This is a genomic window from Leifsonia shinshuensis (assembly GCF_022606355.1).
GTDB classification, from domain to species: Bacteria; Actinomycetota; Actinomycetes; order Actinomycetales; family Microbacteriaceae; genus Leifsonia; species Leifsonia shinshuensis_B.
This window is the reverse complement of sequence record NZ_JAHHZQ010000001.1, coordinates 1,020,398-1,045,979: the sequence shown is the minus strand read 5'-3', so window position 1 is coordinate 1,045,979 and position 25,582 is coordinate 1,020,398. Positions and strand designations below refer to the sequence as shown.

The window sequence follows — 25,582 nt, the reverse complement described above, 5'->3', positions numbered from 1 at the left end:
GCCTCAGCGCCGTGCCGGATCCAGGTTGATCGCGATCCCGCTCTTCAGCTGGGGGTCGATGTACCCGAGCCAGGGGTTCAGGTAGATCAGCTCGACCACGCGGATACCGAAGCGTTGGGAGACCGCGAAGAGGGTGTCGTATGGATTGGGCACATACCCGGTCAGTGCGCCACCGTCGACGATCGTCGTCCCGCGTGCGAACGGGATGGCGCCGCCGTCGGCCGGGTGGAGGTCGGGGAACGGCGACGCTGTCGTCCAGGTGAGCGCGGCGGCCGCGACCGCCCGCTCGTCGCCCGGCACGGTCGCGACGAGCGAATGGAAGTAGCTCAAGTCGCCGAGATCCTGCCGTGTCCCGGGCATGACCGGCATCACGAGCTCGCCGTCGGGGTCCGTCTGCAGCTTCTCGCCGATTCCGTGGCCGAGGGGGTGGCGGCTGTCCTGGACCGCTGCGGGTCCGCCGTCGTAGCGGTCGCTCGTGAGCTCGAGACCCGGGTTGTCCGGATCGACGTCCACCGGGTGGTCGGGGCGCACGCGCACCTCGATGCGCAGGGCCGAGTCGACGACGACCCGCACTTCGCCGGTCAGCGGATCCGTCGCCCGCGGGCTGTCGATCGGGTCGTGGGGCACCGCCGCGAGCCTCCCGGTCGCGAGGGTCTGGCCCGCCACGAGCGTGTGCGGCAGCTGCTGCGGGAGCGGCACCGGTTCGGCGCTCGCCGTGGGGGTCGGCGTCGAGCCGGTCGCGGGCCGTGCCAGCAGCGTGCATCCCGAGACGGCGGACGCCACGATGGCCGCGGCAGCGACGACGGACAGTATGCGCGCGGCGGCCCCACGATTCCCCATTGCGCGAGCATACGGCACGGCACCGCGACCGGCACGCGCCACCGCGACCAGACGAACAGAACGGCCGTCGACCCGAAGATCGACGGCCGTTCCCGTGCCGGGGGATGGAGACCCTGGCTCACCCGCGGCTGATCCGCCGCCGGTAGATCGACATCGCGAAGCCATAGGCGACGACGAGGATGCCGACGCACCAGGCCAGTGCGATCCAGATGTCGCCGTTGACCGGCTGCTGCGCGAAGAGCGCCCGGATCGTGTCGACGATCGGCGTCACCGGCTGATGCTCGGCGAACCACGCGACCGGCGCCGGCATGCTGCTCGTGGGGACGAACGCCGAGCTGATGAAGGGCAGGAAGATCAGCGGGTAGGCGAACGCTCCCGCACCGTCCACGCTCTTCGCCGACAGGCCGGCGATGACCGCCACCCAGGTCAGCGCCAGGGTGAACAGCACCAGGATGCCGGCGACGCCCAGCCAGGCGAGCACGCTCGCCCCGGTGCGGAAGCCGATCAGCAGCGCCACCAGCACGACCAGCACGACGGAGATCATGTTGGACACGAGCGACGTGAGCACGTGCGCCCAGAGCACGCTCGAGCGGGAGATGGGCATGGACTGGAATCGCTCGAAGATCCCGCCCTGCAGGTCCATGAACAGCCGGTAGGACGTGTACGAGATGCCCGATGCGATCGTGATCAGCAGGATCCCCGGCAGCAGGTAGTTCACGTACGAACCGGAGTCCGGCCCGGTGCTGATCGCGCCGCCCAGGACGAACACGAACAGCAGCATGAGGGCGATCGGCGTGATCGTGACCGTGATGATGGTGTCCAGGCTGCGCGTGATGTGCTTCATGGACCGGCCGGTCAGGACCGTGGTGTCTGCGACGAATGTGGCGGTGGACATCAGGACTCCTTCGAGGGTGCGGGGGAGGCGGTCTCCGGGGAGGCCGACGGCCCGACGATGGCGAGGAACACGTCCTCCAGGCTGGGCTGCTTCTCCACGTATTCGACCTTCGCCGGCGGGAGGAGCTTCTTGAGGTCGTCGAGCGTGCCGTTCGCGATGATGCGGCCCTCATGGAGGATCGCGATGCGGTCGGCGAGCTGCTCGGCCTCGTCGAGATACTGCGTGGTGAGCAGTACGGTCGTGCCGCGCTCGGCGAGACGCTTGACCGTCTCCCACACCTCGAGGCGCGCTTGCGGGTCGAGCCCGGTCGTCGGCTCGTCGAGGAACACCACCGGCGGCTCGCCGATGAGGCTCATCGCGATGTCGAGCCGACGGCGCATGCCGCCCGAGTAGGTGCCGACCTTGCGGCCGCCCGCCTCGGTCAGTGAGAACCGGGCGAGGAGGTCGTCGGCGATGCCGGCGGGGTTCTTCAGGTGGCGGAGCCGGGCGACCAGGATGAGGTTCTCGCGTCCGCTGAGGATCTCGTCGACGGCGGCGAACTGCCCGGTGAGGCTGATCGACCTCCGCACGTCGTCCGACTGGCGGGCGACGTCGAACCCGTTGACGGTCGCGGTTCCGTTGTCGCCCTTGAGCAGAGTCGACAGGATCTTCACCGCGGTGGTCTTGCCTGCGCCGTTCGAGCCGAGGAGGCCGAAGATCGTGCCCTTCTCGACCTCGAAGTCGACGCCTCGCAGCACGTGAACGTCTTTGTAGGACTTCTCGAGGCCGCGCACCTGGATGGCCGGGGCGGCTGTCGTGGTCGGGGTCATGATTCCTTCTCCTGGGCTCGTTCGGCCGCCTCGACGGCCTCGGTGAGACGGGCGCGCTCCTTGTCGATCCAGCGCGTGCCGACGTAGGCGGCGGCGAACTCGTCCGCGAACTCGACGGGGTCGTCGCCGACGATCTCGCGGATCGGAGTGCTGTCGGTGGCCGCGCGCTCGAAGAGGTCGACGAAGTCGCCCATCATCGTCATGATCGTGTCGCCGTCGACGATGCCGCCGTTGTACATGAGGTAGCGGTTGACCGCCTTCGCCACGCTGTTGTAGGGCTCGGGGAGAGCCTCCAGGCGGGCCTTGAGCTGCCGGTACTGCTTCTTCTGCTCGAGCGAGCCGGTGACCAGCTCGATCCACTTCGGTGCCATTTCACTTGCCTCCATCTCGGAGCTGTTCAAGCCGTTCTGCGAGGAAGCTCCAGGTCCTCCAGAATTCTTCGAGGTATTCGCGTCCCGCTGCGTTGAGCGAGTACACCTTGCGGGGCGGTCCCTTCTCGGAGGGGACCTTCTCCACGTCGACGAGGCCGCGCTGCTCCACTCGGACGAGCAGGGCGTACACGGTGCCCTCGGCGATGTCGTCGAAGCCCTGGTCGCGCAGCCACGAGGTGATCTCGTATCCGTACGCGGACCGGGTCGACAGGATGGCGAGGACGATGCCTTCGAGCGTGCCCTTGAGCATCTCCGTGGTCTGCTTGCCCACGACCTCCTCCTAACTACTCAGTGCTGTTGACTACCACTAGATAGTAACGCCGAGTACCGGTAGATAGCAACACTGAATAGCGAACTTTCTCGGGAGCGCGCAGAAGCGTCCGCCGAAGGGCAGGCGGGAGAGGGGAGAGGGGAGTGCGGGGCGGGCGGTTACGGAGAAGCGGGCGTGACGAGCACGTGATCGATGAAGGCGGCGGCGCTCGCCACGATCAACTCGCGCACGTCGCGGGCGCCGAGCGGCGACGACTTCAGCGTCTTCATCCCGTGGTCGGCGCCGGGCACCGTCACGATGCGCACGTCGTGCGACCCGGACGCCGACTCGACCTCGCTGCGAAGCACCTCGGCGGCGCCGAACGTGTCGCGGTCGCCCTGCAGCACGAGCACGGGCACGGTCGGCGTCAACAGCTCGTCGAGGCGCGAGGCCTCGGGGCGACCGGGAGGATGGAGGGGGAACGCGAGGCACAGCACGGCCACCGCGCCCGCGGCACCCGCTGTGCGGCAGGCCACGCGCGCTCCTGCGCTCCGGCCGCCCGCGATCACTGGCAGGCCGCCGGCGAACTCGTCGACGACGGGCGCGGTCTCGAGCCACGCCGCGTCGAGCGCGGCCGGCCGCGAGGCCACGCGCTTGCCCGCGACCCGCCACGGCTGCTCGTAGCGCACGACGGTGATCCCGCCGGAGGGGAGCGCGGACGCGAGTACCGTGAGATCGACGGCGCCGATCCCGCCGCCGGCGCCGTGGCCGAGCCAGAGGACCGCACGAGGCCGCGCGGCCGCGACCACGGTCAGCCGCCCGGGGCCGGCCGCGGTCGGAACCTCGATCACCGCCTCGCCCGCTGCATCCACACCACGACGCTACCGGTCGCGAGGCCCGGCCGCACCGGGCGGTCCGGATGGTTCGAAATGCTGATCGCGGCGACGGTCATACGGGCGCGCTTCCACGCGTCCCGGCGCGGCGATCCGCCGATATGATCGGTGGGACGCCAATGGTTGCGATTGCGCAATGAACTCTCTTCGCGGAATCGCCCGGATCGGGAGACGTGCGCATGAGCCTGACCAGTGAGCTCGGAATCGACGTGCCGGTGGTGCTGGGACCGTTCGGCGGGCTCTCGTCCGTCGACCTGACCGCAGCGGTGAGCGAGGCGGGAGGCCTGGGCTCCTTCGGTCTGTACGGCTACGACGGGGGCCGCATCCGCGCGGTCGCCGCCGAGCTTCGTGCGCGGACCGAGCGCCCGTTCGCCCTGAACCTGTGGCTGCCGCATCGGGAGGCCGGCGAGCGCGATCCCGGCGACTTCGACCGCGCGGAGTTCGACCGCGCCGTCGAGGGGATGGCCGAGCTGTACGCGGAAGCCGGGGTGCGGACTCCCGATTGGCCCGTGGCGCCGCTGCCTCGGTTCGACGAGCAGCTGGAGGCTGCTCTCGACGCGCGGCCCGCGGCCCTGTCCTTCGTGTTCGGAGTGCCCTCGGCCGACGTGATCGAGGAGGCGCACCGCCGCGGGATCGTCGTCATCGGTGCCGCGACGACGGTTGCCGAGGCGCGGGCGCTGGAGGCCGGCGGAGTGGATGCCGTGGTCGCCTCCGGAGCCGAGGCCGCGGGTCACCGGCCCTCGTTCCTCCTCGAGCCGGAACGGAGCCTGGTCGGCGGACTCTCGCTCATCCCGCAGGTCGTCGACGCGGTCGAGATCCCCGTGATCGCGGCCGGCGGCGTCGCCGACCGCCGGGGTGTGGCCGCCGCGTTCGCGCTGGGCGCGTCGGCTGTGCAGGCGGGCACGGTGTTCCTCGCCACGGTCCAGTCCGCGGCTCCGGCTGCTCACCGCGCGCGCATCCGCACCGCGCTGGCCAACGACACCGTGCTCACGCGGGCCATGAGCGGTCGGGTTGCACGCGGCCTCCCGAATCGCGCCGTGCGGGCGATCGAGCACAGTCGCGCCGGTGCGAGCTTCCCGCTGCAGAACATCCTGACCGGCGTGTTCCGTCGCGCGGCGCAGGAGCAGGGGGACCGCCCGGAGCTGCTCTCGCTCTGGATGGGACAGAGTGCGGGGTTGTCGCGGTTCGACGACGCAGGCGAGGTGTTCGCCGAGCTCGCGGCGGGGTGCCCGAGCGGCGGTTGAGGTGTCGTGCGGCCTGCCGCTTGCAGAATCAAGTATGTCACGGTAACATGAGCGAGATCAGCGCGGTATTTTTATACTTACATAAGGCTCACCCCCCGTCCAGCCTCACCGTCGCTGACGACACGGGCGTAACGCCGTCGGCGGCGCCCGTTTCCCCTGACCCGAAACGAGAGGATGTCATGAGCGAATTCACTCCGTCTGAAGCCGCAGCGACAAAGGACGCGTCGCTGCGGCGGCGCACGGTCATCGGTGCGGCCGCGTGGGCTGCTCCGGTGATCGTAGCGACGGTGGCGTCGCCGGCGGCTGCGGCTTCGGTGCCGGCGCTGGCGTTGTCATTGGTCGTGCCGGGCACGGCAGAGGTCGGGACGCTGGCGCAGGAGGCCGTGTATGCGACGGTGCTGGTGGGTGGTGTTCCTGCGGTGGGCAAGTCGGTGACGTTCATGGTCGTGGATGTGGCTCTGGGTGGTTTCGGTGGGGATGGTTCGCAGATGGTGACGGTCATCACGGATGAGTCCGGTATCGCCTATCCGCCGTCGATGGTGCTGAAAGAGGTGGGTGATGTGGCGGTGACTGCGACGGTGGATGATCGCGGTGAGACCGCGCTGATCACGGTGACGGAACCGGTTTCGACCGGCACGATCGCCTTCAAGCAGTCCTCGGTCAATGCGGCTGCGGCGTCCACTTTCGCGTTGGCTGGCGCGCTGACTCGGACCGCGGGCAGGGTGTATCCGGCCGAGGTGGCTCTGGTGTATCCGGCGGGGTTCTCCGGCCCCGAGACTGCGCAGGTCGATCAGGCGACCGGCGAGTTCGTCGTCCCCGGTGTCACCGCGGGCTCGGTCGATGGCTCGATCACCGCCAGCGCTCCCGGCTACGGGACCGCGACGGTCGCGATCACCCTGGTCCTCGGATACATCGAAACGCAACAGGCGATGTACCAGGCGGGCAAGGGCTTCGCGGCCCCGAATGGCACGTACGTCGTCACGGGCAAGGTGAACCGGGTCGCTCCCGGTGCGGCCCTGCCGGCCACGCTCACCCTCACTTGGGATACCACGTCCGGAACCAAGTATGCGAACGTGACAGGTTTGGTCGATGGCCAGACCGTGAACGTGGACCCGACCACCGGCGCGTTCACCCTGCCCACGCTGACCCCCATCGATACGGGCCGCACCGTGGACGGAATTGCGCTCGTCAGTTCCATCGTGCTCAGTGCGAGCGGCTACCAGCCGATGACCATCACGCTGGTCAACCGACCGAGCAACATTGTCAGTCTGAAATCTTCGACCGTGCCTGCCGCGATCGTCTTCAAGCCCGGTGAGACCAAAGACATCAGCGGAAGCGCCATGCAGCTGTCGGTCACGCGCCCCGTGAAGTATCCCGAAGGGTTCACTGGTCCGGCGACGGTGATTGTCAACTCGAGTGGCGCCTATACCATTCGCGGTGTGAAGGCTCCGGAGTACATCACCTCCGGATCGCTCCGCGTGGAAGGCGCGACGAGCGGGACGTCGATCTCGGCGGGAAGCCTTTTCGTCCTCTGATCGTCCGTCATCTGTGCCGCGCCCCCTCCGATCCGGAGGGGGCGCGGTCGTTCGTCGGCGATACGCACGTATTGGCGGCGGTGTCTGCGAACACAGAATTATTGAGGAATCAAGTATTTCACTGTAAGATGGTCACGGTAGGCGCAGTTTTCTAGTACTTGCATCCGCGAATCGGGCACACCGATGTCGAGTCGCTGTCGCCCCTCCCTGCCTTCGGCAGCGCCCGCTGCTTCCACCCAAACAACCAATGAGGATGCTATGAACGAATTCACTCCGTCCGAATCGAATGCCGGCGATGCGGCACCACAGGACACGTCGCTGCGGCGGCGCACGGTCGTCGGTGCCGCTGCGTGGGCTGCTCCGGTGATCGTGGCGTCGGTCGCGTCGCCGTCGGCTGCGGCGTCCATGCAAGGGCTCACGCTGAAGCTGGTCGTGCCCGACACCGCAGAGGTCGGGACGCTGGCGCAGGAGGCCGTGTATGCGACGGTGCTGGTGGGTGGTGTTCCTGCGGTGGGCAAGTCGGTGACGTTCATGGTCGTGGATGTGGCTCTGGGTGGTTTCGGTGGGGATGGTTCGCAGATGGTGACGGTCATCACGGATGAGTCCGGTATCGCCTATCCGCCGTCGATGGTGCTGAAAGAGGTGGGCGATGTGGCGGTGACTGCGACGGTGGATGATCGCGGTGAGACCGCGCTGATCACGGTGACGGAACCGGTTTCGACCGGCACGATCGCCTTCAAGCAGTCCTCGGTCAACGCGGCTGCGGCGTCCACTTTCGCGTTGGCCGGCGCGCTGACTCGGACCGCGGGCAGGGTGTATCCGGCCGAGGTGGCTCTGGTGTATCCGGCGGGGTTCTCCGGCCCCGAGACTGCGCAGGTCGATCAGGCGACCGGCGAGTTCGTCGTCCCCGGTATCACCGCGGGCTCGGTCGATGGCTCGATCACCGCCAGCGCTCCCGGCTACGGGACCGCGACGGTCGCGATCACGCTGGTTCTCGGATACATCGAGACAGAACAGGCGTACTACCGGGCGGGCAAGGGCTTCCCGGCCCCATACGGCACGTACGTCATCACGGGCAAGGTGAACCGCGTCACTCCCGGTGTGGCCCTCCCGGCCACGGTCACCCTGGCTTGGAATACCACGTCAGGAGACAATTACGCGAATGTGACCGGTTTGGTCGATGGCCAAACCGTGAACGTGGACCCGAGCACCGGCGCGTTCACCCTGCCCACGCTGACCCCCATCGACACGGGCCGCGGCATAGACGGTATCGTGACGCTCAGCACGGTCGAAATACGTTCGACCGGCTACCAGGCGATGACTATCGCCTTGGTGAACCGGCCCCAAGACCTCGTCAGCCTCAAGGAATCGACCGTGCCTGCCGCGATCGCCTTCAAGCCGGGTGAGATCAAGGACATCAGTGGAAACGCCAATAGCAGTTCCGTCACGCGCGCCATAACGTATCCTGCGGGGTTCACCGGCCCGGCGACAGTCGCTGTTAACGCGAGCGGCGCTTACACCATTCGCGGTGTGAAGGCTCCGGAGTACATCACCGCTGGACCGCTCTCCGTGCAAGGGCCGACGATCGGGACCATGATCTCGGCCGGACGCTTGTTCGTCCTCTGATCGTCCGTCGTCTGTGCCGCGCCCCCTCCGATCCGGAGGGGGCGCGATCGTTGGTGGGCGTGGTGCACGTATCGGTGGTCGATGGTCGGCGGCGGTGCCGTTGAGCCCGTCTCTGTCGAGGAATCAGTTATGCCACCGTGCGGTGGTCACGCTCGGGTGCGGTCACACACCCGCCGTTCCCGGCAGGATCAGCGTGAACCGCCCGTCGGCGTCGGGGAGGTCTCCCGCCGCGCGGGCGAACGCACGGAAGGATGCGACGGCGACGCTCCGTTCGTCCGGGTCCATCTCGGCCAGCACCTCCGCCAGGGCGGAGCGGCGGTGTCCGATGACGCGCTCGACCAACTGTGCGCCCGTGGAGGTCAGCGCGACGCGGACGAAGCGACGGTCGGTGGGATCCTCAGTGCGGTGGATCAGACCGGCGCGCACCAGCTTCTCGCACGTGCGGGTGGCATTGGAGGCGTGGACTCCCAGTTCCGTTGCGACGTTGCCGAGGGTCTGCGGTCCGTGCGTCGCGATCAGGACCAGGACGCGCAGTTGCGGCGACGTGACGATGTCCTCGACCTCGGAGACCGACCTCGCCGCCACGCGCATCATCACGTCGGCCGCCTGGAGGGCGGCATCGACGTCTCTCGCGTGCTGGTCGTCGTCGCTCACCCTCCAGTTCTACCGTGCTTCGCCGCTCCCGCGCACCGAACCGAGAGCGAGGCGGAGGTGCGCGCACCCGCCGAGTGCCGTCCGCACCCTTCCGCACGGCTCGGGATCGGAGGATAATTGCGATGTCGCAACTAAGGAGGCGATCGACATGGTCGAAGCGCAGGAACGCGACGCGGTCGAGGGCCGGTACACCCAGGCCGAGCCGGAGACGGCGGAAGGTCGCACCGTCCACGGTCAGTACACCGAGGGTGAGGGCCATGCTGGGCCCGACACCGAGATCGCGGGAGCGTACGTGGGCTCGCAACGCGAAGGGAGGCCTCCGATCGTGCGGAGCACCCATCAGCGCATCGGGAACTACCAGAAGGCGGATCACGACGGTCACCGCGGTCGGAAGGAGGCTGACACCGAGAAGGAGAGCGGCACCGAGGAGCGGGCCGGCACCGAGAAGGATGCCGGCGCCTAGGAGGGTGCAGCCTCGGTGGCACCCCCGGTTCGGCCGCGCGGCCGTGCGAACACCAGCAGGCACAGGTGCACGACGGCGAGGCCGCCGGCCACCGAGACGACGGCGAGCCAGCTGCCTGAGGTCTGGAAGATGCCGGCGGCGACGCCGACGACCAGCGCCCGGCCGGCACGGGCGCGTTCGTCGGTCACCCGAACCGCGCTCAGCGCGCGTCGAGACCCCCGCCGGGCGGTCCGACCGCAGGTCAGTCGTCGAGATCGTCGGTCGTGAGCGGGATCGTCGACCGGTACGGGTACGCCGGCATTGACGAGAACTCCTCGTCGTCGTCCAGCTCGTACACGTCGTAGGCGAGAGCGCCGGCGAACGTGGTGGCGACCCGGATCTCGCCCGGTGGGCAGCCTCCGATCAGCGGCACGACCACGACGCTGTCCAGGGTGCGGCCGTCCTCGTACAGAAGTGCCGCTTTGATGGTTCGCGTGAGAGCGTCCATGGCCGGACTTTACGCCGGCCCGCGGCGATCACTTGACGGCGCGCGGAAGGACGGCGAAAGTGTGAGCTGGAGAGGACGCGATGGGAACGCTGATCTACGACGGAGCCGATGGCTTCACGTTCGACGACCGGGTGCTGGCACATCTGCAGGCGGTGATCGCCACGAAGCTGCGCCGACGCGAAGGGTTCCTGCTTCTCTGGACGGACCGCACGACGGCAGCGGAGCCGACGCTGCGGTCGATCTGGCTCGACCCGTCGATCAGCGTGCAGTTCGTGTTCGCGCACCCGGTGCTCCCCGAGCTCAACCGGGAGTGGCTGACGATCCTGACCGAGAAGGCGAACGGCAACGGCGGCCTGATGCTCGAGGACGAACTGCGCGCCGAGATCCGCGAGGAGGTTCCGGAAGGGACCTATCGGGAGTCCCGCCCCAAGCGTCAGGTCGACTGAGGTGGGCACTCTGATCTACGGAAGCGGCCGGGAGTTCGAGTTCGACGACCGCACGCTCTCGCACGTCAAGATCGCCCTGGTGACGAAACTCCGCCGCCACGAGAGCTTCCTGCTCAACTGGGAGATCCCGGTCGAGCAGGGCGGAGGCCGCATGAGCATCTGGATCAGCCGCGAGATCCCACTGGCGTTCGTGTTCGGCAGCCGGCCTCCCGTGCTCAACGAACGCTGGATGGAGGCCCTGCTGCACACCAGCCAGCGCACCGGCGGCATGGTCATCATGCCGGAGGACGCGGCGGAGAGCGACGAGTTCAGCGACCGCTGATTCGGGGGAGGACGAGTTCGCGGAAGAACTCGTCGGCCAGCCGAGCACCGGCGGCGAGATCCGACCGGGGTCCGGCCTGTCGGTGCGCCGCGGCGTTGAACTCGTCCTCGATGAAGGTCCGCAGCAGCGGGGGTGGCTCCCCGGCGCCCAGCTCGCGGGTCGCCGCTTTCAGAGCGATGAGTTCCGCGACCGCCTCCCTGACGTCCACCGGTGAACCGTTCTCCGCCATCAGGGTCGGCAAGTCCATGGGAGCGACGGCCAGACCGGGGTGAACGCGGAGCCACCGCAGTGTCGCGGCGGGTCGCAGGGCGTAGAAGAACCGCTTGAGCTTGCCACCGGGGTGAGCGGCGTGCCGTCGACCGACGTGCAGGTAGTGGTCGATCACACGCTCCCGGTCCAGGACGCGCTCGGCGAGCTCCAGCGCTCCGTCGGCGAACGCCGCATCGCCTCCATAGACGATCGGGGAGCGCAACCATTCGGTCACGGTGGCGTTCCCACGCACCAGGAGGCCGAGCGCCTTGCGCACGTCCCAGCCGTTGACGTCGAAGACAGCGTCGAGCGGAGTCTCCACGACATCGCGCAACGGGGTCAGCCGCAGGTAGTCGTCGACCGGCCGAAGGAAGAGGAAGCGGGCGTCGTAGTCGCTATCCGGAGAAGGGAATCCCCAAGCGCGGCTCCCGCTCTCCACGGCCAGCGGAATCGTGACCCCGTGCTCCTCGCACACCGGGGCGAGCCGACGGTCGATCGCCGCGACGATCTCGGGATCGAGGGTGTCGGGAACGGCGCGCATCACCCGATGCTATCGGCACCCTTCGAGCGGCCTGAACGCCCACTGCGAGGCAGCCACGGACGACGGAGACCGGCCTACCATCGAAGCATGGACAAGGTGGAGAGCCGGCTCGGCAATCGCGCCGAGCGTGCGGCCGAATGGCTGGACGCCAAGCTGCTCCCCGTCCTCGGCCCGCCTCCGCTCGGCCCGTACGGCCAGGAGCCACCGAGGACGGATGCGGCGACGTGCCCGCTCTGCACCCGTCGGATCGACGAGCACACGATGGAGCGCGACCACGGTCATGCCTTCCTCGTCTGCCCGGCACCCGCGCGGACGCAGTTGCAGGTCGAATGAGCGACCGGCGAGGAGCACTCGCGGCGCGGCCGTGAGCGCTGGGGGAGCTGTGCGTCGGGGGTGGCTGAGGGTTCTCAGACGAGGCTCGTATTCTGCGGTCGTCCATGATTAGCTCGCCTCATGCGACAGGGCTATGAGTCTCCCGACGAGGCGGTCGGCCTCAATCCGCTGTTCTCGCGGCCCGGGGAGGCGACCGAGTTCCCGCGGTTCGAGCTTCCGGAGGGTGAGTCGCTTCCCGACACGGCGTTCCAGGTCGTGCACGACGAGGCGATGCTCGACGGCAATGCTCGCCTGAATCTGGCCACCTTCGTCGGCACGTGGATGGAGGACCAGGCGGGGCGGCTCTACGCCGAGGCCGTTGACAAGAACATCGTCGACAAAGACGAGTATCCGCAGACCGCGGCGATCGAGACCCGGTGCTGGCGGATGCTCGCCGGGCTGTGGAACGCCCCGCACCCGGACCGCTCGATCGGCACCTCCACGATCGGCTCGTCGGAGGCCTGCATGCTCGGCGGTCTCGCGCTCAAGCGCCGCTGGCAGCACCGCCGGCGCGCGGCCGGGCTCACGACGGACAAGCCCAACCTGGTGATGAGCGCCGCTGTGCAGGTGTGCTGGGAGAAGTTCTGCAACTACTTCGAGGTCGAGCCGCGGTTCGTGCCGATCTCGCTGGAGCACCCGACCCTCGACGGCGCCGAGCTCGACCGGTACGTCGACGAGAACACGATCGGCGTCGTCGCCATCATGGGCGTGACCTACACCGGGCGGTATGAGCCGGTCAAAGCGATCAGCGACGCCCTCGACGACCTTCAGCGACGCACGGGCGTCGACGTGCCCATCCACGTCGACGGGGCCTCGGGGGCGATGGTCGCGCCGTTCCTCCAGCCCGAGCTCGAGTGGGATTTCCGCCTCGAGCGGGTGGCCTCCATCAACACGTCCGGCCACAAGTACGGGCTCGTCTACCCGGGCATCGGCTGGGTGGTCTGGCGGGAGGCGGACCTGCTGCCCGACGACCTCGTCTTCCGCGTCAGCTACCTCGGGGGCGAGATGCCGACGTTCGCGCTCAACTTCTCACGCCCGGGAGCGCAGGTGCTGTTGCAGTACTACCAGTTCCTCCGGCTCGGGTTCGACGGCTATCGCCGCGTCCAGGCGGCCTCCCGCGACGTCGCCCGCTACCTGGCGGACCAGGTCGCCGCCCTCCCGCACTTCGACATCTGGACGGACGGCTCCGACATCCCGGTCACCGCCTGGCAGCTGAAAGACGGCCACGAGTCGCTCTGGACGCTGTACGACCTGTCGGCGCGGCTGCGCGCCCGCGGCTGGCTCGTGCCGGCCTACCCGATGCCCGAAGCTCTGACCGAGGTGACGGTGCAACGCGCGGTGATCCGCAACGGCCTCAGCCGCGATCTCGCCGGCGGGCTCGTGGATGCGATCACCACCGCCGTTCACGAACTCGACGAATTGCAGGCCCCGATGCCGGGCCCCACGAGGGTGCCCTTCCACCACTAACCCGGCGCGACGCGCGTGTCCGGAGCCCTGCGCGACGCGCCGGTCTCGGCGTGCAGAAGTCGGCGTGCAGAAGTCGGCGTGCGGAAGTCGGGGTGCAGAGGTCAGGGACGGTCGGTCATGGGAGCAGCGCGAGCTTGCCGCCGGGGTGTCCTTCGGCCAGGAAGCGGAGAGCCTCCGGCGCCTCGGCCAGCGGGTAGGTGCGGGCGATCGGCACCTGCAGGCGGCCCTCCGCCGCGAGCTGCAGGAGGCGTGGACGCACCGCGTCACGGAAGGCGGCGCTCTCGGGCTGCGCGCCGGCGACGGCGTGGAACCCCTCCGTCTTCGCACGCTCCGAAGCGACGATCGTGACGATGCGGTCGCGGTCGGCGACGAGAGCGAGCGAAACCTCCACCGCCTCCTCCGTGCCGACGGTGTCGAGGGCTGCGGCGATCGGTCCGTTCGCCTCCGCGCGTACCCGGTCGGCGAGCCCGGGGCCGTAGGCGACCGGGTGGCCGCCGAAGCGGCGGACCCGCGCGAAGCTGCTCTCGCTCGCGGTGCCGATGACCCGGGCGTCCAGTTCGGCGGCCTGCTGCAGGATGCTGACGCCGACCGCTCCGGAGGCGCCGTGCACCAGGATGGTGTCTCCGGCGGCGACGCGCGTGACGTCCAGCATCTGCGCGGCGGTCGAGCCGGCGAGCAGGAGATTGGCGGCCTCCTCGTCCGCCAGGCGCGCGGGCTTGGCGAACACGTCGGCGGCCGGGACGGTGAGCTCGGTGGCGTAGCCGCCCCGGATCCGGAACGCGACCACGGCGTCGCCCGGGGTACCGCCGCCCGAGGCGATCTCGGTGTCCGGTCCGAGCTCCACGAGCTCGCCGGCGACCTCGTAGCCGATCGGTACGGGCAGTTCGAGACCCGGGCGCGGGTTGGCGACGTGCTTGTAGTCGGCCGGGTTGACCCCGGCCGCGTGCACCCGGATCGTGACCTCTCCGCGGCCCGGGCTCGGAACCTCCCGCTCGACGAACGTCCAGGTGTCGGGCGATCCCCACTGCTCTGCCAACCACACGTGTGCCATGGCGACAGTCAACGCGTGGATCCTGTGCGCCGCCTCAGGATCTCAGGGTCGTGGAGTGCGCCGGGCGTCGAACCAGGCGGCGCCCCGACCGACCCAGAGCGGAAGGACGATCGCGACCGCGAGGCCCATCGAAAGGATCCCGGCGATCGGCTCGCTGGTGAGCGCGGTGTAGAGCCCGACGGCCAGGTGGATCAGGCTCGCGAGCAGCACGATGACGCGCGCGACGTCGACCCCGCGGAAGACCCCGAAACCGACCGCGAGGTAGGCGAGCGCGACGACCAGGTAGCCGATCGACGATGGGAACAGGCTCCCGGCCAGCGTCGAGGGCAGTGCTTCGGGGACCGCCGACAACACCAGCACCAGGATGCTGAGCACGAGCTCCAGCGTGCCGACGACCCAGCAGAGCACGGCGACGGCCGTCACGACTCCCGGGCGCGGCCCGGCAGCAGGCCGCGCGCCGGGCTCCGCGGTCATGAGGGGGACACCCTGTCGGAGGCCTTGCCGCTGTGCCGGACGCGCCGCGTGCGAGTCGGCGCCAGCCGGAGCATCTGCGCGGTCGAGCTGTCGTCGAGCTCGACGAGCGAGCTCCGGGACTTGATGAAGTCGCTGAACGAGCGGAACCCGAGCGCCTTCTCGCTGAACGACGGGTCCATCCGCTTCATCTGGCCTTTCACCGACGAGCTGTGCAGCCACTCCGCGTCGTCCTTCTCATGGCCGAGCTGCATGGCACGCGCGAGCAGCCGGGTGGCGACGATCTGCGGGTCTTCGGCCGGCTCGTCCTCCGGCTCCTCGTCCGGTGCGGCCGCCTTGCGCTTGCGGGCGGGGCGCTTCGGCTGTTCGGCCTCCGGCGCGCTCTCGTTCGGCTCCGGCGCGGCGCTGCGGCTGCGACGCGTCGACGTGGTTGCGCTCGCGGCAACCTGTGCCGCGGCGTCGGTGTCGGCCTCGGCCGGTTCGGTATCTGTTTCGACGTCGGCCTCGGACTCCTCGGCGGGGCCGACCGTCCCGGCGGCGTCCGTCGCCGCCTCGTCGCGGGCGATGCCGGGGAGGTCGTCGTAGCTCACGAACTCGTCGCAGGCGGCCGCGAGCGAACGGGCCGTCGAGCCGGCGACGCCGATGCCGATGACGTACCGCCCGAGGCGCTTGATGCGCTGGGCCAGCGGCACGTAGTCCGAGTCGCCCGCGACGATCACGACGTGCGTGAGCTCCGGGAGCCGGAAGAGATCCTCCACCGCATCGACCGCGAGGCGGATGTCGGCGCCGTTCTTGGCGTAGGCCGCCGCGGGGAACAGCTGCACCAGGTCCACGGCGCGGCCGACGAGCTGCCCGCGGTACTCGGCGTTGACGGCGGCGGACCAGTCCGCGTACGCCCGGGTGAGCACGAGCGTGCCGAACGACGACGCGAAGTCGATGACGGCGCCGAGGTCGACACGCGCCTCGGCCAGCTTCGCCACGAAGGCGGGCTTCGGCTGGGTACCCGACTTCTGCCGGTCGCGCATGAACTGACCTCGGCCGTGCACCTGGTCGTAGCGCGAGATGATGATGTTGTCGAAGTCTATGTAGACCGCGACACGGCCGTCCCCGGGTTCGCTCATGCAGTCACGATATCCCGGGCTCCCTCTCGCCGCCGTCGCTTCCTCACTTTCTCCCGGCTCCACACGGCGTGTTGCGGAAGAAAGTGAGGAAGCGATCGTGGTGGGTCAGCTCGCGTAGCCGTCGGCGACGGTGAGCGCCGCGTCGATCGCGGCGAGGCCGCGGCGCAGCTCGTTCTCGTCGATGACGAGCGGCGGCGCGATGTGGATGCGGTTGAAGTGCGTGAAGGGCCAGACGCCCGCCGCCTTGCACGCGGCAGCGACCTTTCCCATCGGTGCTGCATCGGCGCCTGCCGCGTTGAAGGGGACCAGCGGTTCCCGCGTCTCGCGGTCGCGCACCAGCTCGAGCGCCCAGAACAGTCCGCGTCCGCGCACCTCGCCCAGCGAGGGGTGCCGGTCAAGCCAGGCCGTGATCTCTGGCTCGACGACGCGCTCGCCGAGATCGCGGACCCGCCCGAGGATGTCGTCGCGCTCGAACACGTCGAACGTCGCGACGCCCGCCGCGCACGCCAGCGGGTGCCCCGAGTAGGTGAGGCCGCCCTGGAAGGACACGTCGTCGAAGAACGAGGCGATCGCGTCGGAGATGACCACGCCGCCGAGAGGGACGTATCCGGAGTTGACCCCCTTCGCGAACGTGATGAGGTCGGGGACCACATCGAACGCGTCGACGGCGAACCACTCGCCGACCCGGCCGAAACCGACCATGACCTCGTCGGCTATGTAGACGATGCCGTACTTGTCGCAGAGTGCGCGGACGCCCGCGAGGTAGCCCGGCGGCGGCACCAGGACGCCGTTGGTCCCGACGATCGTCTCGATGATGATCGCGGCGACGGTGGCGGCGCCCTCCAGAACGATGACGTTCTCGAGGTGCTCGAGCGCACGCTGCGTCTCCTCCTCCGGAGTCGTCGCGTGGAACGCCGAGCGGTAGAGGTACGGCCCGAAGAAGTGCGCCACCGACGGGTCGCTCGGCTCGTTGGCCCAGCGCCGCGGGTCGCCCGTGAGCGAGATCGCCGTCGCCGTGCCGCCGTGATAGGAGCGATACATCGAGAGCACCTTGCGGCGCCCGGTGACCCGCCGCGCCATCCGTACGGCGTACTCGTTCGCGTCGGCGCCGCCGTTCGTGAAGAACACCCTGTTCAGGGTGCCGGGGGCGACCCGGGCGATGCGGCGGGCGAGCTCGCCACGGACGTCGTTCGCCATCGAGGGCTGGATGGTGGCGAGTCGACCCGCCTGCTGCTGGATGGCGGCGACCAGGTCGGGGTGCTGGTGACCCAGGTTGAGGTTGACGAGCTGCGAGCTGAAGTCGAGGTACGCGTTGCCCTGGTAATCCCAGAACGTCGAGCCCTCGCCCGCGGCGATCGGCAGCGGGTCGATCTGCGCCTGCGCGCTCCACGAGTGGAAGACGTGGCTGCGGTCGTCGCTGCGCACCTGCGTCTCGGCGTCGGAGTCGCCGAAGGCGTGCTCGATGCCGCGGCGGTCGGTGAACCCCGTGCGAGCCGCGGCGCCGGTGGCGGTGGAGATGGTGTCGGTCATGCGGATGGTCCCTTCCGGAGCTGTCGGCGGATCAGGAGTTGCCGGGGAAGGCGAGCTCGATCTTCGAGTGCACGGGGTCGGGCCAGCGCGTGGTCACGACCTTGCTGCGCGTGTAGAAGTGGAACGACTCCGGGCCGTAGATGTGCGAGTCGCCGAACAGCGAGTTCTTCCACCCGCCGAACGAGTAGGCGCCCACCGGGACGGGGATCGGCACATTGATGCCGACCATGCCCACCTCGATCTCGAACTCGAACTGTCGGGCGGCTCCGCCGTCGCGCGTGAACAGCGCGACGCCGTTGCCGTACGGGTTCGCGTTGATCAGGGCGACCGCCTCGTCGAAGGTGTCGACGCGCACGACCGAGAGCACAGGGCCGAAGATCTCGTCGTCGTAGACGGCCATGCCGGGCGCGACGTCGTCGACCAGGCTGACGCCGACGAAGAAACCGTCGCCGTCGAACTGCTGGGCGGTGCCGTCGACGACGACCGTTGCGCCCTCCGCCGCGGCCTTCGCGACGTAGGAGGCGACCTTGTCGCGGTGCTCGCGCGTGATGAGCGGGCCCATCTCGCTGGCCGGGTCGGTGCCCGGGCCGATCGCGAGCGCACCGAGGCGTCGCTGGATGGCCGGGACGAGCTTGTCGCCGGCCTCGCCGACCGCGACCAGCACGCTGACGGCCATGCAGCGCTCGCCGGCCGAACCGTAGGCTGCGGAGACGGCGGCGTCGGCCGCTGCCTCGATATCGGCGTCTTCGAGCACCACCATGTGGTTCTTGGCGCCGCCCAGGGCCTGCACCCGCTTGCCGTTCGCGCTGGCGCGCTGGTAGATCGACCGGGCGATCGGGGTCGACCCGACGAACGAGACGGCCGACACGTCGGGGGAGTCGAGGAGGGTGTCCACGGCCTCCTTGTCGCCGTGCACGACGTTGAGCACGCCGGCGGGCAGCCCGGCTTCGGCGAACAGCTTGGCGAGGAAGACGGAGGCCGACGGGTCCTTCTCGCTGGGCTTGAGGACGACGGTGTTGCCGCAGGCGATCGCGCTGGCGACCATCCACAGCGGGACCATCACCGGGAAGTTGAAGGGCGTGATGCACGCGACGACGCCGACCGGCTGCTTGACGCTGTGCACGTCGATGCCGGTGGAGACCTGCTCGCTGTACTCGCCCTTGAGCTTGTCGATCAGACCCGAAGCGAACTCGACGTTCTCGAGCCCACGGCCGATCTCGCCCGCTGCGTCGGAGAGGACCTTGCCGTGCTCGCTCGTCACGATGGCGGCCAGCTCGGCGCGACGCTCGGTGAGGAGGTGACGGAGACGGAAGAGCACGTCGGCGCGTTTGGTGAGGCTCGTGGCGCGCCAGCCGGGAAGCGCGGCCTTGGCCGCGGCGATCGCGGCCTCGGTCTCGGCGGCGCTGGCGAGCGCGACGTCGTGCTGGCGGATGCCGGTCGCGGGATCGAAGACCGGTCCGAGGCGTGCCGGCTCGCCGGTCTCCTCGCCGTTCACGAAGTGGCGGATCAGGGCCACGGAGTCCTCCTGGAGTGCTGCGCCGGACGGAATGCCCGGCGGGGAAGTAGGCTTGCAATCCCCATGATCACAGAGCGGAGGAGCGATCGGTGATGCCAGATCGTCGGGCGTTCGGGCAAGACAGTACACATCGTCCGGGAGGCGAGCGGATGCTCCTGCCGACGGTTCGGGAGATCCTCCGGATGGACCCGATGGCGGACGCCCTGCCCGAGGTCCTCGCCGGCGAGGGCGGTCTCGACGTGCTCGTGCGCTGGGTGCACGTGGCCGAGACCGCCGACGTCGCGCGGCTGGTCTCCGGCGGAGAGCTGCTGCTCGCCACCGGTCTCGCCTGGCCGCGCGACGCGCGCGGCCTGCGCAGCCTGGGGCGCGAGCTCGCCGAGGCGGAGATCGCCGGCCTCGTGCTCGAGCTCGGCGATCGCACGCCGGTCGCCCCGCGCCCGCTCGTCGACGAGTTCCGGGACGCCGGCCTCCCGTTCATCGTGCTCCACCGCGAGGCGCGGTTCGTCGCCATCACCGAAGCGGTGCACGCGCGCATCATCGACGATCAGACGGTGGCCCTGCGGGCACGCGACGAGATCCGCGAGCTCTTCACCGGCCTCAGCCTGCGCGGCAGCCCGGCCGACTTCATCGTGGCGCAAGCCGCGCGCGCCCTCGGCTGCCCTGTCGTGCTGGAGGACACCGGCCACCAGGTGCTCGTGGCCGAGAACGTCGGGGAGGGCGAGGCCGAGCTGGACCGCTGGGAGCAGCGGTCGCGGGCCGCCCACCGCGGTGCCGGCGAACCGGGTTGGACGATGACGCCGGTGGAGGCGCGCGGGATGCGCTGGGGGCACCTGGTCGCGCTACCCGGCGAGCCGCACCCCGCCGGCCGGTCCAGCGTGCTCGAACAGGCCGCCGTGGCGCTCGCGCTCAGCCGCCTCGCGGACCGCGACGACGACGAGTGGATCCGGCGCAGCCACGACGCACTCCTCGCCGCCTTGCTGGGGCGCCGGTTCTCGCGTGACGGCGGGATGGCCGCACGGTTCGAGGCCGCAGGGTTCCCGGTCGCCGGTCGCGTACTCGCGGGCGTCGCCGTGCGCAGCCGCACCGGTCGTGTGGAGCCCGGCGGCGCAGCCCGGGCGGTGGAGGCCGCGACGGCGGCCGGCGCCCAGGCGATCGCCGCCGCACATCCGTCGTCGCCCGGACTGCTGGTGCTGGTGGTGTCGGCGCGCGCCGGCCGCCCCGCCGCGGACGCCGTCGCCGAGGCGCTCGCCAGCGGGGACGCCGCCGTCGTCGGCGTCGGATCGGACGCGCACGGCATCCCCGGACTGCTCGCGTCGGTCGAGGAGGCCGTGGAGCTCAGCGGCCGCGGCGCGGGAGGGCGCGGCCGGCACGCCGTCGTGCAGCGGGCCGAGAGCCGGCCCCTCCTGCGTCTGGTCACGGCTTTCGGCGATGACCCGCGACTGCAGGAGTACTCCGAACGGATGCTGCGCCCGCTGATCGAGTACGACCTCGCCAACGACGGCGACCTCGTCGAGGTGCTGCGGGCGTACCTGAGCCACCCCGGCAACCGCACCCGTGCGGCGGCGGCGAGTCACCTCTCGCGCTCGGTCTTCTACCAGCGGATCGCGCTGATCGAAGACCTGCTGAGCCTCGACCTGGACGACGGCGAGACCGTCGGTGCGCTGCACGCGGCGGTGCTGGCCAGACGAGTGAGGGGCTGAGACGGGTGCGGGGCTGAGACGGGTGCGGGGCTGAGACGGGTGCGGGGCTGAGCAGGGCCTGAGCGCCGTTCGGGCGACAGGCGCGGCCGGTCAGTCGCCGGCGGCCGTCAGGTAGACCTTCCGCAAGGTCTCCGACACCGTCCAGACGGTCCGGTCGCCGGCCGACAGCCGCACCACGTCGCCGGGCGCCAGGTCGAGCCGCCGCCCCGTGTCGGGGAAGTCCACGACCGCGCGGCCGGCGATCACCACGAAGAGCTCGTCCGCCTCCACATCGGTGGCCGTGCCGGGCGCCATCTCCCAGATCCCGACCTCCAGCGCTCTGCCGTCCGGGCCGCCGAAGCGCCCGAGCTCGGCCAGGGCGGTCAGCTCGTCTCCGGGGACGGCGTGGAGGGGAAGGCCCAGCGCCGGCACGCTCGTGGTCTCGTTCAGGATGTCCATGGTCCTCATCTCGTCTCTCGCCGCGGCGCGGTCATGCGCTCACGCGCTCACGCGCTCGCCAGCGTCTTCGCCATGTCCTCCGTGGAGGCTCCGCTCTTGCGCAGCACCAGGGCGACGACCGCGAGCGCCACCAGGGTGAGCACGAACATCACCGCAGAGACCGCGGCGATCTCCGGTCGGAGTCCGACGCGCAGCGCGCTGAAGATGTACACCGGCCACGGCGTAGCGCCGGGCACCTGAACGAAGCTCGACACGATCGTGTTGTCGAGGCTCAGCGTGAACGACATCAGGGCACCTGCCCAGATCGCGGGGCTCGCCACCGGGAGGGTGATCTGCCAGAAGCGTTTGAGCGGGGGAGCGTACAAATCGGCGGCGGCCTCCTCCAGCGACTCGTCCATGCCCTGCATCCTGGCGCGCACGATGAAGGTGACGACGGCCACCGAGAGCACGGCGTGCGACACGACCAGGCGCACCATGCCGTTGCTGAACACGCCGATACCGAGGTCGGTGCCCAGGCTGACGAACCAGGGGAGCATCGAGATCGCATCGACGATCTCCGGCGTGAACAGCGTGATCGTCAGCAGCAGGGTGGCCCAGAGCACCCACGGCGCCCGCCGGGCCGCGCGGGCGAGGGCGAGGCCGCCCAGCGTGCCGAGCAGCGTCGAGACGACGGCCGCGCCGACCGCTGCCTCCAGCGAGGTGACCACCGAGGCGCGAATCACCGGGTTCGCCCAGGCGTTCGCGTAGGCGTCGAACCCGAAGCCCTGCCAGGTGGCGAGCAACCGTCCGGTGTTGAACGAGTAGACCAGCATCACGAGGATCGGCAGGAACAGGAACGCGAAGACCAGCACGCCCCAGACGGTCAGCCCGATCGCGACGCCGTCACGGCGCCGCCGCAGGGCCGGACGCTCCATCGTCGTCCCGGTCATGCGAAACCTCCCAGCTCGACGCGGCGCGATCGGCGCACCACGAGGCGGATCAGCAGGGCCGACCCGCCGACGATGACGACCGCGGCGGCGATGAACAGCATCAGCAGCACGGCCATCGCCGAGCCGAGCGCCCAGTTCTGCGCGGTGTTGAACTGGCTCGCGACCAACTGACCGACCATGTTGCCCTGCGCGCCGCCGAGCACGGAGGCGGTGACATAGTCGCCCATCAGCGGGATGAACACCAGTAGGCAGCCGGAGGCGATTCCGGGCGCGGCGAGCGGCAGGGTCACCTGCAGGAACGTGCGGACCCGGTTCGCGCCGAGGTCGGCACTGGCCTCCCGCAGCGGCCGTCCGGCTCGGTCCATCGCCACGTAGAGCGGCAGGATCATCAGCGGAAGGTAGTTGTAGACCACTCCGAGCTGCACCGCCGCCTGCGTGTAGAGGATGTCGAGCTTGCCGTGCAGGAGCCCGGTGCTCTGCAGGAACTGCGAGAGGAACCCCTGGGGGGAGAGCACGATCTGCCAGCCGAGCGTGCGCACGAGGAAGTTCGTCCAGAAGGGCACGAGCACCAGCGCGAGGGCCAGCGCCCGGTACTGCGGTTTGAGCTTGACGGCGAGCCAGTACGCGAACGGCACCGCGATGACCAGGCAGATCGCGGTGCCGACCAGCCCGATGCGCAGCGTGTTCAGGAAGGTGCCGAGGAACGTCGCGTCGAGCGCCTCCGCGTACCGGTCGAATGAGAGCCGGTCATTGGCGTGCGCCGAGAAGAGGTCGGGCTTGTAGCCGAAGCTGTACCAGAGCACGAGGGCGAGCGGCACGACGAAGAAGAACAGCACGAACGCCCAGGTCGGGAAGCCGGCGACCGTCGTGCCGGAGACCCGCCTGCGGGCGCCCGGAGGCTGCGTGCGGCGCCGGGAGGCGTCGAGGGCCGTGGTCTGTGCTGTCGCCGTCATGATCCCGCCTTCGCCATCATCCGGTTGACGATCTGGACGAGCCGCTCCGCCGCGTCGTTGAGCTCGGCCGGCGTCAGCCGTGCGATCACCTCGTCGGACGGGAACACCAGCTCGGGCAGGTCGAACTTCTCTTTCTCCGCGCGCTGCCGGAGGCCCTTCACGCCCGTCGAGTAGCCGATGTAGTCGACCTCCCTGTAGGCGGCGTCGGGCTCGAGGATCGCGTCGATGAACGCGTAGGCGGCGTCCGGGTGCTGGGCGCCGGTCGCGATGGCCCAGGTGTCCATCCAGAGGTTCGCGGTCGGCGTCGGGTAGACGAACTTCCAGTTCTTCGGGATCTTCCCGCTCGCCAGCATCCCTTGCCGGGCGTCGCCGTTGAACGCCTGGATGAGGGCGAAGGTGCCCTCGGGGATGCCGGAGGTGACCGCCGTGGAGTTGAACGCCTTGAGGTGTGGGGCGAGGGTGCCGACGAGGTACTTCTCGGCGGCGTCGAGGTGCGCTTTCTCGGTGGTGTTCGGGTCGATGCCGTTGGCCGCGAAGTACATGCTGGTGACCTCCCACGGGTCCTCCAGCACGGCGACGTTTCGGCTGGCCTCCTTCTGGGCGGCATCGAGGAAGTCGGCCCAGGAGGTCATCGGGCGGGTGATCACGTTCGTGTCGTACGCGAAACCGGTCGTGCCCCAGTCTTTGCAGACGGTGTACACGTTGCCGCGGTCCCACGACTGGTTCGTGTATGCGGCCTCCAGGTTGCCCAGGTTCTTCAGCCGCGAGTGGTCGAGCTTCTGCAGCAGGCCGTTGGCGACCATCATGGGCACGTAGTTGCCGGTGGGGACGACGATGTCGTAGCCGCTCGTGCCGCGCGTGGCGCCGAGCTTGGCGATCATCTCCTCGTTGGAGCCGTACGAGTCGAGCTGCACGGTCACCCCCGAGGCCTTCTGGAACGCGCTGATGTTGCCGGGGTCGTCGTAGTCGCCCCAGCTGTAGACGTTCAGCTGGCCCTCGATCACACCGTCCGGCCGTGCGGAGGCGCCGAAGGCGGTCTGCCGGCTGCAGGCGCTCAGCGCCAGGCCGGCCGCGCCGAGCGCGAACCCGCTGAGCAGCGCCCGCCGGCTGATCCGCGCGGAGGACGCGCGGGGGATGAGCGCGACGACATCGGCGCGCGCGGCTGTTCCCGCCATCTACGCGGCCTCCTCGTCGGGCTCGGGGGCGGCGAAGACGTGCAGGGCGTCGTCGCTCCAGCCGCACCAGACTCGAGCGCCGGTGGTCAGCTGCTCGGCACGCGACGGCGCGACCCGGGAGATCAGCTCGAGTCCCGAATCGGTCACGACGACGTACTGGATCGCGTCGCCGAGGAACGAGATGCCCGCGAGCGTGCCCGCCACGGCGGACCCGGTCGGCTGCGATGCCGTGACCGCGATCGCCTCGGCGCGGACGGCGGCGCGCACACGCTCGCCGGGCCGGGCACTGTGCCGCACGAGAGCGTCGGCCTGAGCGGCGCTCACGACGCCGTCTGCCGCCAGCAGGGCACCGTCGGGCTGTGCGACCGCGTCGATGAAGTTCTGCTTGCCGATGAAGCCCGCCACGAACGCCGTCGCCGGGTTCGCGTAGATCTCCTCGGTGCCGCCGAGCTGCTCGATCCTGCCGCCCTGCATCACGACGATCCTGTCGCTCATCGACAGGGCCTCCTGCTGGTCGTGCGTCACGAACACGAACGTGATCCCCAGCTGTCGCTGCAGCAGCTTCAGCTCGATCTGCATCTCTTCGCGCAGTTTGCGGTCGAGCGCCGACATCGGCTCGTCGAGGAGGAGGACGCGCGGCCGGTTGACCAGGGCTCGCGCGAGGGCGACGCGCTGCTGCTGGCCGCCCGACAGCTTCTGCGGGCTGCGGTCGGCGAACGAGCCCATGCGCGAGAGCTCCAGCGCGTCCCGCACCCGCTGGGCGATCTCGGCCCGGGGCACACGCTTCTGGCGGAGGCCGTAGGCCACGTTCTCCGCCACGGTCATGTGCGGGAACAGCGCATAGGACTGGAACACGGTGTTCACGGGCCGCTTGTGCGGCGGGGTGCGCAGGACGCTGGTGCCCCCGACCAGGATGTCGCCGGCGTCCGGCTGCTCGAAGCCCGCGATCATGCGCAGCAGCGTCGTCTTGCCGCAGCCCGACGGGCCGAGGAGCGAGAGGAACTCGCCGCTGTGCACGTCCAGGTCGATGCGGTCGACGGCCGTGGCATCGCCGAACCGCTTCGTCACGCCCTGCAGGCGTACCGAGCCGTCCTGGTCGGGCGGCGAGGCCGTCGATGACGGGGAGGAGGTGGCTGTTGTCACAGCATCGTCCTTTCTAGCGGGGGAGGAGGGC

Annotated in this window: 29 protein-coding genes; 9 read left to right on the top strand and 20 right to left on the bottom strand. The window is 69.8% G+C overall.

The annotated features are described in order from the left end of the window. Positions 1 to 3: 3 nt before the first annotated feature. The 6 genes from KNO15_RS04970 to KNO15_RS04945 form a co-directional block, all read right to left on the bottom strand. A complete protein-coding gene (locus tag KNO15_RS04970) occupies positions 4 to 840 on the bottom strand; it encodes a hypothetical protein (RefSeq protein ID WP_241702320.1) in 837 nt (278 codons plus the stop codon). Between the two features lie 118 nt (positions 841 to 958). Further along, on the bottom strand, positions 959 to 1,735 hold the full coding sequence (locus KNO15_RS04965; protein ID WP_241702319.1) for an ABC transporter permease: 777 nt from the start codon (positions 1,733 to 1,735) through the stop codon (positions 959 to 961). Beyond that, the gene (locus tag KNO15_RS04960; RefSeq protein ID WP_241702318.1) at positions 1,735 to 2,544 is read right to left on the bottom strand and encodes an ABC transporter ATP-binding protein; all 810 of its coding nucleotides are present in this window, start codon (positions 2,542 to 2,544) and stop codon (positions 1,735 to 1,737) included. Before KNO15_RS04960 ends, KNO15_RS04965 begins: the two co-directional genes overlap by 1 nt. Next, on the bottom strand, positions 2,541 to 2,915 hold the full coding sequence (locus tag KNO15_RS04955) for a DUF1048 domain-containing protein (protein ID WP_241702317.1): 375 nt from the start codon (positions 2,913 to 2,915) through the stop codon (positions 2,541 to 2,543). Before KNO15_RS04955 ends, KNO15_RS04960 begins: the two co-directional genes overlap by 4 nt. A 1-nt stretch (position 2,916) precedes the next feature. Beyond that, positions 2,917 to 3,246, bottom strand: coding sequence for a PadR family transcriptional regulator (locus KNO15_RS04950; protein ID WP_307794729.1), 330 nt, complete (start codon positions 3,244 to 3,246; stop codon positions 2,917 to 2,919). A 158-nt stretch (positions 3,247 to 3,404) separates the two neighbouring features. Continuing rightward, the gene (locus KNO15_RS04945; RefSeq protein ID WP_241702316.1) at positions 3,405 to 4,097 is read right to left on the bottom strand and encodes an alpha/beta hydrolase family protein; all 693 of its coding nucleotides are present in this window, start codon (positions 4,095 to 4,097) and stop codon (positions 3,405 to 3,407) included. Positions 4,098 to 4,297: 200 nt separating this feature from the next. On the opposite strand from KNO15_RS04945, the gene KNO15_RS04940 reads away from it, so the two are divergent. The 3 genes from KNO15_RS04940 to KNO15_RS04930 all read left to right on the top strand — a co-directional run bounded on the left by KNO15_RS04940 (position 4,298) and on the right by KNO15_RS04930 (position 8,523). After that, positions 4,298 to 5,362: an NAD(P)H-dependent flavin oxidoreductase gene (locus tag KNO15_RS04940; protein WP_241702315.1), complete on the top strand. Its 1,065-nt coding sequence runs from the start codon at positions 4,298 to 4,300 to the stop codon at positions 5,360 to 5,362. 179 nt (positions 5,363 to 5,541) lie between these two features. Further along, positions 5,542 to 6,897 (top strand): hypothetical protein, encoded by a 1,356-nt coding sequence (locus tag KNO15_RS04935; RefSeq protein ID WP_241702314.1) that lies wholly within the window; start codon positions 5,542 to 5,544, stop codon positions 6,895 to 6,897. A gap of 258 nt (positions 6,898 to 7,155) precedes the next feature. Continuing rightward, positions 7,156 to 8,523: a hypothetical protein gene (locus KNO15_RS04930; RefSeq protein WP_241702313.1), complete on the top strand. Its 1,368-nt coding sequence runs from the start codon at positions 7,156 to 7,158 to the stop codon at positions 8,521 to 8,523. Positions 8,524 to 8,685: 162 nt separating this feature from the next. Here KNO15_RS04930 and KNO15_RS04925 read toward each other — a convergent pair whose 3' ends face one another. Then, the gene (locus tag KNO15_RS04925) at positions 8,686 to 9,177 is read right to left on the bottom strand and encodes a MarR family transcriptional regulator (protein WP_241702312.1); all 492 of its coding nucleotides are present in this window, start codon (positions 9,175 to 9,177) and stop codon (positions 8,686 to 8,688) included. Between the two features lie 148 nt (positions 9,178 to 9,325). Here KNO15_RS04925 and KNO15_RS04920 point away from each other — a divergent pair, with 148 nt between their 5' ends. Beyond that, positions 9,326 to 9,640 (top strand): hypothetical protein, encoded by a 315-nt coding sequence (locus KNO15_RS04920; protein ID WP_241702311.1) that lies wholly within the window; start codon positions 9,326 to 9,328, stop codon positions 9,638 to 9,640. Here KNO15_RS04920 and KNO15_RS04915 read toward each other — a convergent pair. Beyond that, entirely contained in the window at positions 9,637 to 9,828 is a 192-nt protein-coding gene (locus tag KNO15_RS04915) for a hypothetical protein (RefSeq protein ID WP_241702310.1), read from the bottom strand. The two genes, KNO15_RS04920 and KNO15_RS04915, sit on opposite strands and share 4 nt — an antisense overlap. 53 nt (positions 9,829 to 9,881) lie before the next feature. Next, a complete protein-coding gene (locus KNO15_RS04910; RefSeq protein WP_241702309.1) occupies positions 9,882 to 10,127 on the bottom strand; it encodes a hypothetical protein in 246 nt (81 codons plus the stop codon). 80 nt (positions 10,128 to 10,207) lie between these two features. On the opposite strand from KNO15_RS04910, the gene KNO15_RS04905 reads away from it, so the two are divergent. Together KNO15_RS04905 and KNO15_RS04900 are read left to right on the top strand one after the other, a co-directional pair. Then, positions 10,208 to 10,573: a DUF7882 family protein gene (locus tag KNO15_RS04905; RefSeq protein ID WP_241702308.1), complete on the top strand. Its 366-nt coding sequence runs from the start codon at positions 10,208 to 10,210 to the stop codon at positions 10,571 to 10,573. A gap of 1 nt (position 10,574) precedes the next feature. Beyond that, the gene (locus tag KNO15_RS04900) at positions 10,575 to 10,895 is read left to right on the top strand and encodes a DUF7882 family protein (RefSeq protein WP_241702307.1); all 321 of its coding nucleotides are present in this window, start codon (positions 10,575 to 10,577) and stop codon (positions 10,893 to 10,895) included. On the opposite strand, the gene KNO15_RS04895 is transcribed toward KNO15_RS04900, so the two are convergent. Beyond that, entirely contained in the window at positions 10,882 to 11,685 is an 804-nt protein-coding gene (locus KNO15_RS04895) for a nucleotidyltransferase domain-containing protein (RefSeq protein WP_241702306.1), read from the bottom strand. The two genes, KNO15_RS04900 and KNO15_RS04895, sit on opposite strands and share 14 nt — an antisense overlap. Positions 11,686 to 11,772: 87 nt before the next feature. Here KNO15_RS04895 and KNO15_RS04890 point away from each other — a divergent pair, with 87 nt between their 5' ends. Further along, complete coding sequence (locus tag KNO15_RS04890) at positions 11,773 to 12,018, top strand: hypothetical protein (protein WP_241702305.1); 246 nt, start codon at positions 11,773 to 11,775, stop codon at positions 12,016 to 12,018. Between the two features lie 120 nt (positions 12,019 to 12,138). Further along, entirely contained in the window at positions 12,139 to 13,524 is a 1,386-nt protein-coding gene (locus tag KNO15_RS04885; protein ID WP_241702304.1) for a glutamate decarboxylase, read from the top strand. A gap of 115 nt (positions 13,525 to 13,639) precedes the next feature. Here the strand turns inward: KNO15_RS04885 and KNO15_RS04880 are convergent, their stop codons facing one another. The 5 genes from KNO15_RS04880 to KNO15_RS04860 all read right to left on the bottom strand — a co-directional run bounded on the left by KNO15_RS04880 (position 13,640) and on the right by KNO15_RS04860 (position 19,213). Beyond that, the gene (locus KNO15_RS04880) at positions 13,640 to 14,575 is read right to left on the bottom strand and encodes a quinone oxidoreductase family protein (protein ID WP_241702303.1); all 936 of its coding nucleotides are present in this window, start codon (positions 14,573 to 14,575) and stop codon (positions 13,640 to 13,642) included. Positions 14,576 to 14,617: 42 nt separating this feature from the next. Beyond that, the gene (locus KNO15_RS04875; RefSeq protein ID WP_241702302.1) at positions 14,618 to 15,049 is read right to left on the bottom strand and encodes a hypothetical protein; all 432 of its coding nucleotides are present in this window, start codon (positions 15,047 to 15,049) and stop codon (positions 14,618 to 14,620) included. Next, the gene (locus tag KNO15_RS04870) at positions 15,046 to 16,167 is read right to left on the bottom strand and encodes an NYN domain-containing protein (protein WP_241702301.1); all 1,122 of its coding nucleotides are present in this window, start codon (positions 16,165 to 16,167) and stop codon (positions 15,046 to 15,048) included. Before KNO15_RS04870 ends, KNO15_RS04875 begins: the two co-directional genes overlap by 4 nt. A gap of 105 nt (positions 16,168 to 16,272) precedes the next feature. Beyond that, entirely contained in the window at positions 16,273 to 17,697 is a 1,425-nt protein-coding gene (locus KNO15_RS04865) for an aspartate aminotransferase family protein (protein ID WP_241702300.1), read from the bottom strand. A gap of 31 nt (positions 17,698 to 17,728) precedes the next feature. Then, positions 17,729 to 19,213 (bottom strand): CoA-acylating methylmalonate-semialdehyde dehydrogenase, encoded by a 1,485-nt coding sequence (locus KNO15_RS04860; RefSeq protein ID WP_241702299.1) that lies wholly within the window; start codon positions 19,211 to 19,213, stop codon positions 17,729 to 17,731. Between the two features lie 149 nt (positions 19,214 to 19,362). Here KNO15_RS04860 and KNO15_RS04855 point away from each other — a divergent pair, with 149 nt between their 5' ends. Then, positions 19,363 to 20,913: a PucR family transcriptional regulator gene (locus KNO15_RS04855; protein WP_241702298.1), complete on the top strand. Its 1,551-nt coding sequence runs from the start codon at positions 19,363 to 19,365 to the stop codon at positions 20,911 to 20,913. Between the two features lie 90 nt (positions 20,914 to 21,003). Here the strand turns inward: KNO15_RS04855 and KNO15_RS04850 are convergent, their stop codons facing one another. From KNO15_RS04850 to KNO15_RS04830, 5 genes are read right to left on the bottom strand one after another with little or no spacing between them, the layout of a single operon-like run. Beyond that, the gene (locus KNO15_RS04850; RefSeq protein WP_241702297.1) at positions 21,004 to 21,351 is read right to left on the bottom strand and encodes a cupin domain-containing protein; all 348 of its coding nucleotides are present in this window, start codon (positions 21,349 to 21,351) and stop codon (positions 21,004 to 21,006) included. A gap of 47 nt (positions 21,352 to 21,398) precedes the next feature. Further along, on the bottom strand, positions 21,399 to 22,280 hold the full coding sequence (locus tag KNO15_RS04845; protein ID WP_241702296.1) for an ABC transporter permease: 882 nt from the start codon (positions 22,278 to 22,280) through the stop codon (positions 21,399 to 21,401). Continuing rightward, positions 22,277 to 23,233, bottom strand: coding sequence for an ABC transporter permease (locus KNO15_RS04840; RefSeq protein WP_241702295.1), 957 nt, complete (start codon positions 23,231 to 23,233; stop codon positions 22,277 to 22,279). The genes KNO15_RS04845 and KNO15_RS04840 overlap by 4 nt, the downstream gene beginning before the upstream one ends. Further along, positions 23,230 to 24,408: a polyamine ABC transporter substrate-binding protein gene (locus KNO15_RS04835; protein ID WP_241702294.1), complete on the bottom strand. Its 1,179-nt coding sequence runs from the start codon at positions 24,406 to 24,408 to the stop codon at positions 23,230 to 23,232. Before KNO15_RS04835 ends, KNO15_RS04840 begins: the two co-directional genes overlap by 4 nt. After that, a complete protein-coding gene (locus KNO15_RS04830) occupies positions 24,409 to 25,551 on the bottom strand; it encodes an ABC transporter ATP-binding protein (RefSeq protein WP_241702293.1) in 1,143 nt (380 codons plus the stop codon). It abuts the gene before it with no gap. Between the last annotated feature and the right edge of the window lie 31 nt (positions 25,552 to 25,582).

Excerpts from the sequence above, each read along its gene's own strand:
- KNO15_RS04970 (WP_241702320.1), bottom strand. The coding sequence starts at position 840 with ATGGGGAATCGTGGGGCCGCCGCGCGCATACTGTCCGTCGTCGCTGCC.
- KNO15_RS04965 (WP_241702319.1), bottom strand. The coding sequence starts at position 1,735 with ATGTCCACCGCCACATTCGTCGCAGACACCACGGTCCTGACCGGCCGG.
- KNO15_RS04960 (WP_241702318.1), bottom strand. The coding sequence starts at position 2,544 with ATGACCCCGACCACGACAGCCGCCCCGGCCATCCAGGTGCGCGGCCTC.
- KNO15_RS04955 (WP_241702317.1), bottom strand. The coding sequence starts at position 2,915 with ATGGCACCGAAGTGGATCGAGCTGGTCACCGGCTCGCTCGAGCAGAAG.
- KNO15_RS04940 (WP_241702315.1), top strand. The coding sequence starts at position 4,298 with ATGAGCCTGACCAGTGAGCTCGGAATCGACGTGCCGGTGGTGCTGGGA.
- KNO15_RS04935 (WP_241702314.1), top strand. The coding sequence starts at position 5,542 with ATGAGCGAATTCACTCCGTCTGAAGCCGCAGCGACAAAGGACGCGTCG.
- KNO15_RS04930 (WP_241702313.1), top strand. The coding sequence starts at position 7,156 with ATGAACGAATTCACTCCGTCCGAATCGAATGCCGGCGATGCGGCACCA.
- KNO15_RS04920 (WP_241702311.1), top strand. The coding sequence starts at position 9,326 with ATGGTCGAAGCGCAGGAACGCGACGCGGTCGAGGGCCGGTACACCCAG.
- KNO15_RS04910 (WP_241702309.1), bottom strand. The coding sequence starts at position 10,127 with ATGGACGCTCTCACGCGAACCATCAAAGCGGCACTTCTGTACGAGGAC.
- KNO15_RS04905 (WP_241702308.1), top strand. The coding sequence starts at position 10,208 with ATGGGAACGCTGATCTACGACGGAGCCGATGGCTTCACGTTCGACGAC.
- KNO15_RS04895 (WP_241702306.1), bottom strand. The coding sequence starts at position 11,685 with ATGCGCGCCGTTCCCGACACCCTCGATCCCGAGATCGTCGCGGCGATC.
- KNO15_RS04890 (WP_241702305.1), top strand. The coding sequence starts at position 11,773 with ATGGACAAGGTGGAGAGCCGGCTCGGCAATCGCGCCGAGCGTGCGGCC.
- KNO15_RS04885 (WP_241702304.1), top strand. The coding sequence starts at position 12,139 with ATGCGACAGGGCTATGAGTCTCCCGACGAGGCGGTCGGCCTCAATCCG.
- KNO15_RS04880 (WP_241702303.1), bottom strand. The coding sequence starts at position 14,575 with ATGGCACACGTGTGGTTGGCAGAGCAGTGGGGATCGCCCGACACCTGG.
- KNO15_RS04875 (WP_241702302.1), bottom strand. The coding sequence starts at position 15,049 with ATGACCGCGGAGCCCGGCGCGCGGCCTGCTGCCGGGCCGCGCCCGGGA.
- KNO15_RS04870 (WP_241702301.1), bottom strand. The coding sequence starts at position 16,167 with ATGAGCGAACCCGGGGACGGCCGTGTCGCGGTCTACATAGACTTCGAC.
- KNO15_RS04865 (WP_241702300.1), bottom strand. The coding sequence starts at position 17,697 with ATGACCGACACCATCTCCACCGCCACCGGCGCCGCGGCTCGCACGGGG.
- KNO15_RS04855 (WP_241702298.1), top strand. The coding sequence starts at position 19,363 with ATGCTCCTGCCGACGGTTCGGGAGATCCTCCGGATGGACCCGATGGCG.
- KNO15_RS04850 (WP_241702297.1), bottom strand. The coding sequence starts at position 21,351 with ATGGACATCCTGAACGAGACCACGAGCGTGCCGGCGCTGGGCCTTCCC.
- KNO15_RS04845 (WP_241702296.1), bottom strand. The coding sequence starts at position 22,280 with ATGACCGGGACGACGATGGAGCGTCCGGCCCTGCGGCGGCGCCGTGAC.
- KNO15_RS04840 (WP_241702295.1), bottom strand. The coding sequence starts at position 23,233 with ATGACGGCGACAGCACAGACCACGGCCCTCGACGCCTCCCGGCGCCGC.
- KNO15_RS04835 (WP_241702294.1), bottom strand. The coding sequence starts at position 24,408 with ATGGCGGGAACAGCCGCGCGCGCCGATGTCGTCGCGCTCATCCCCCGC.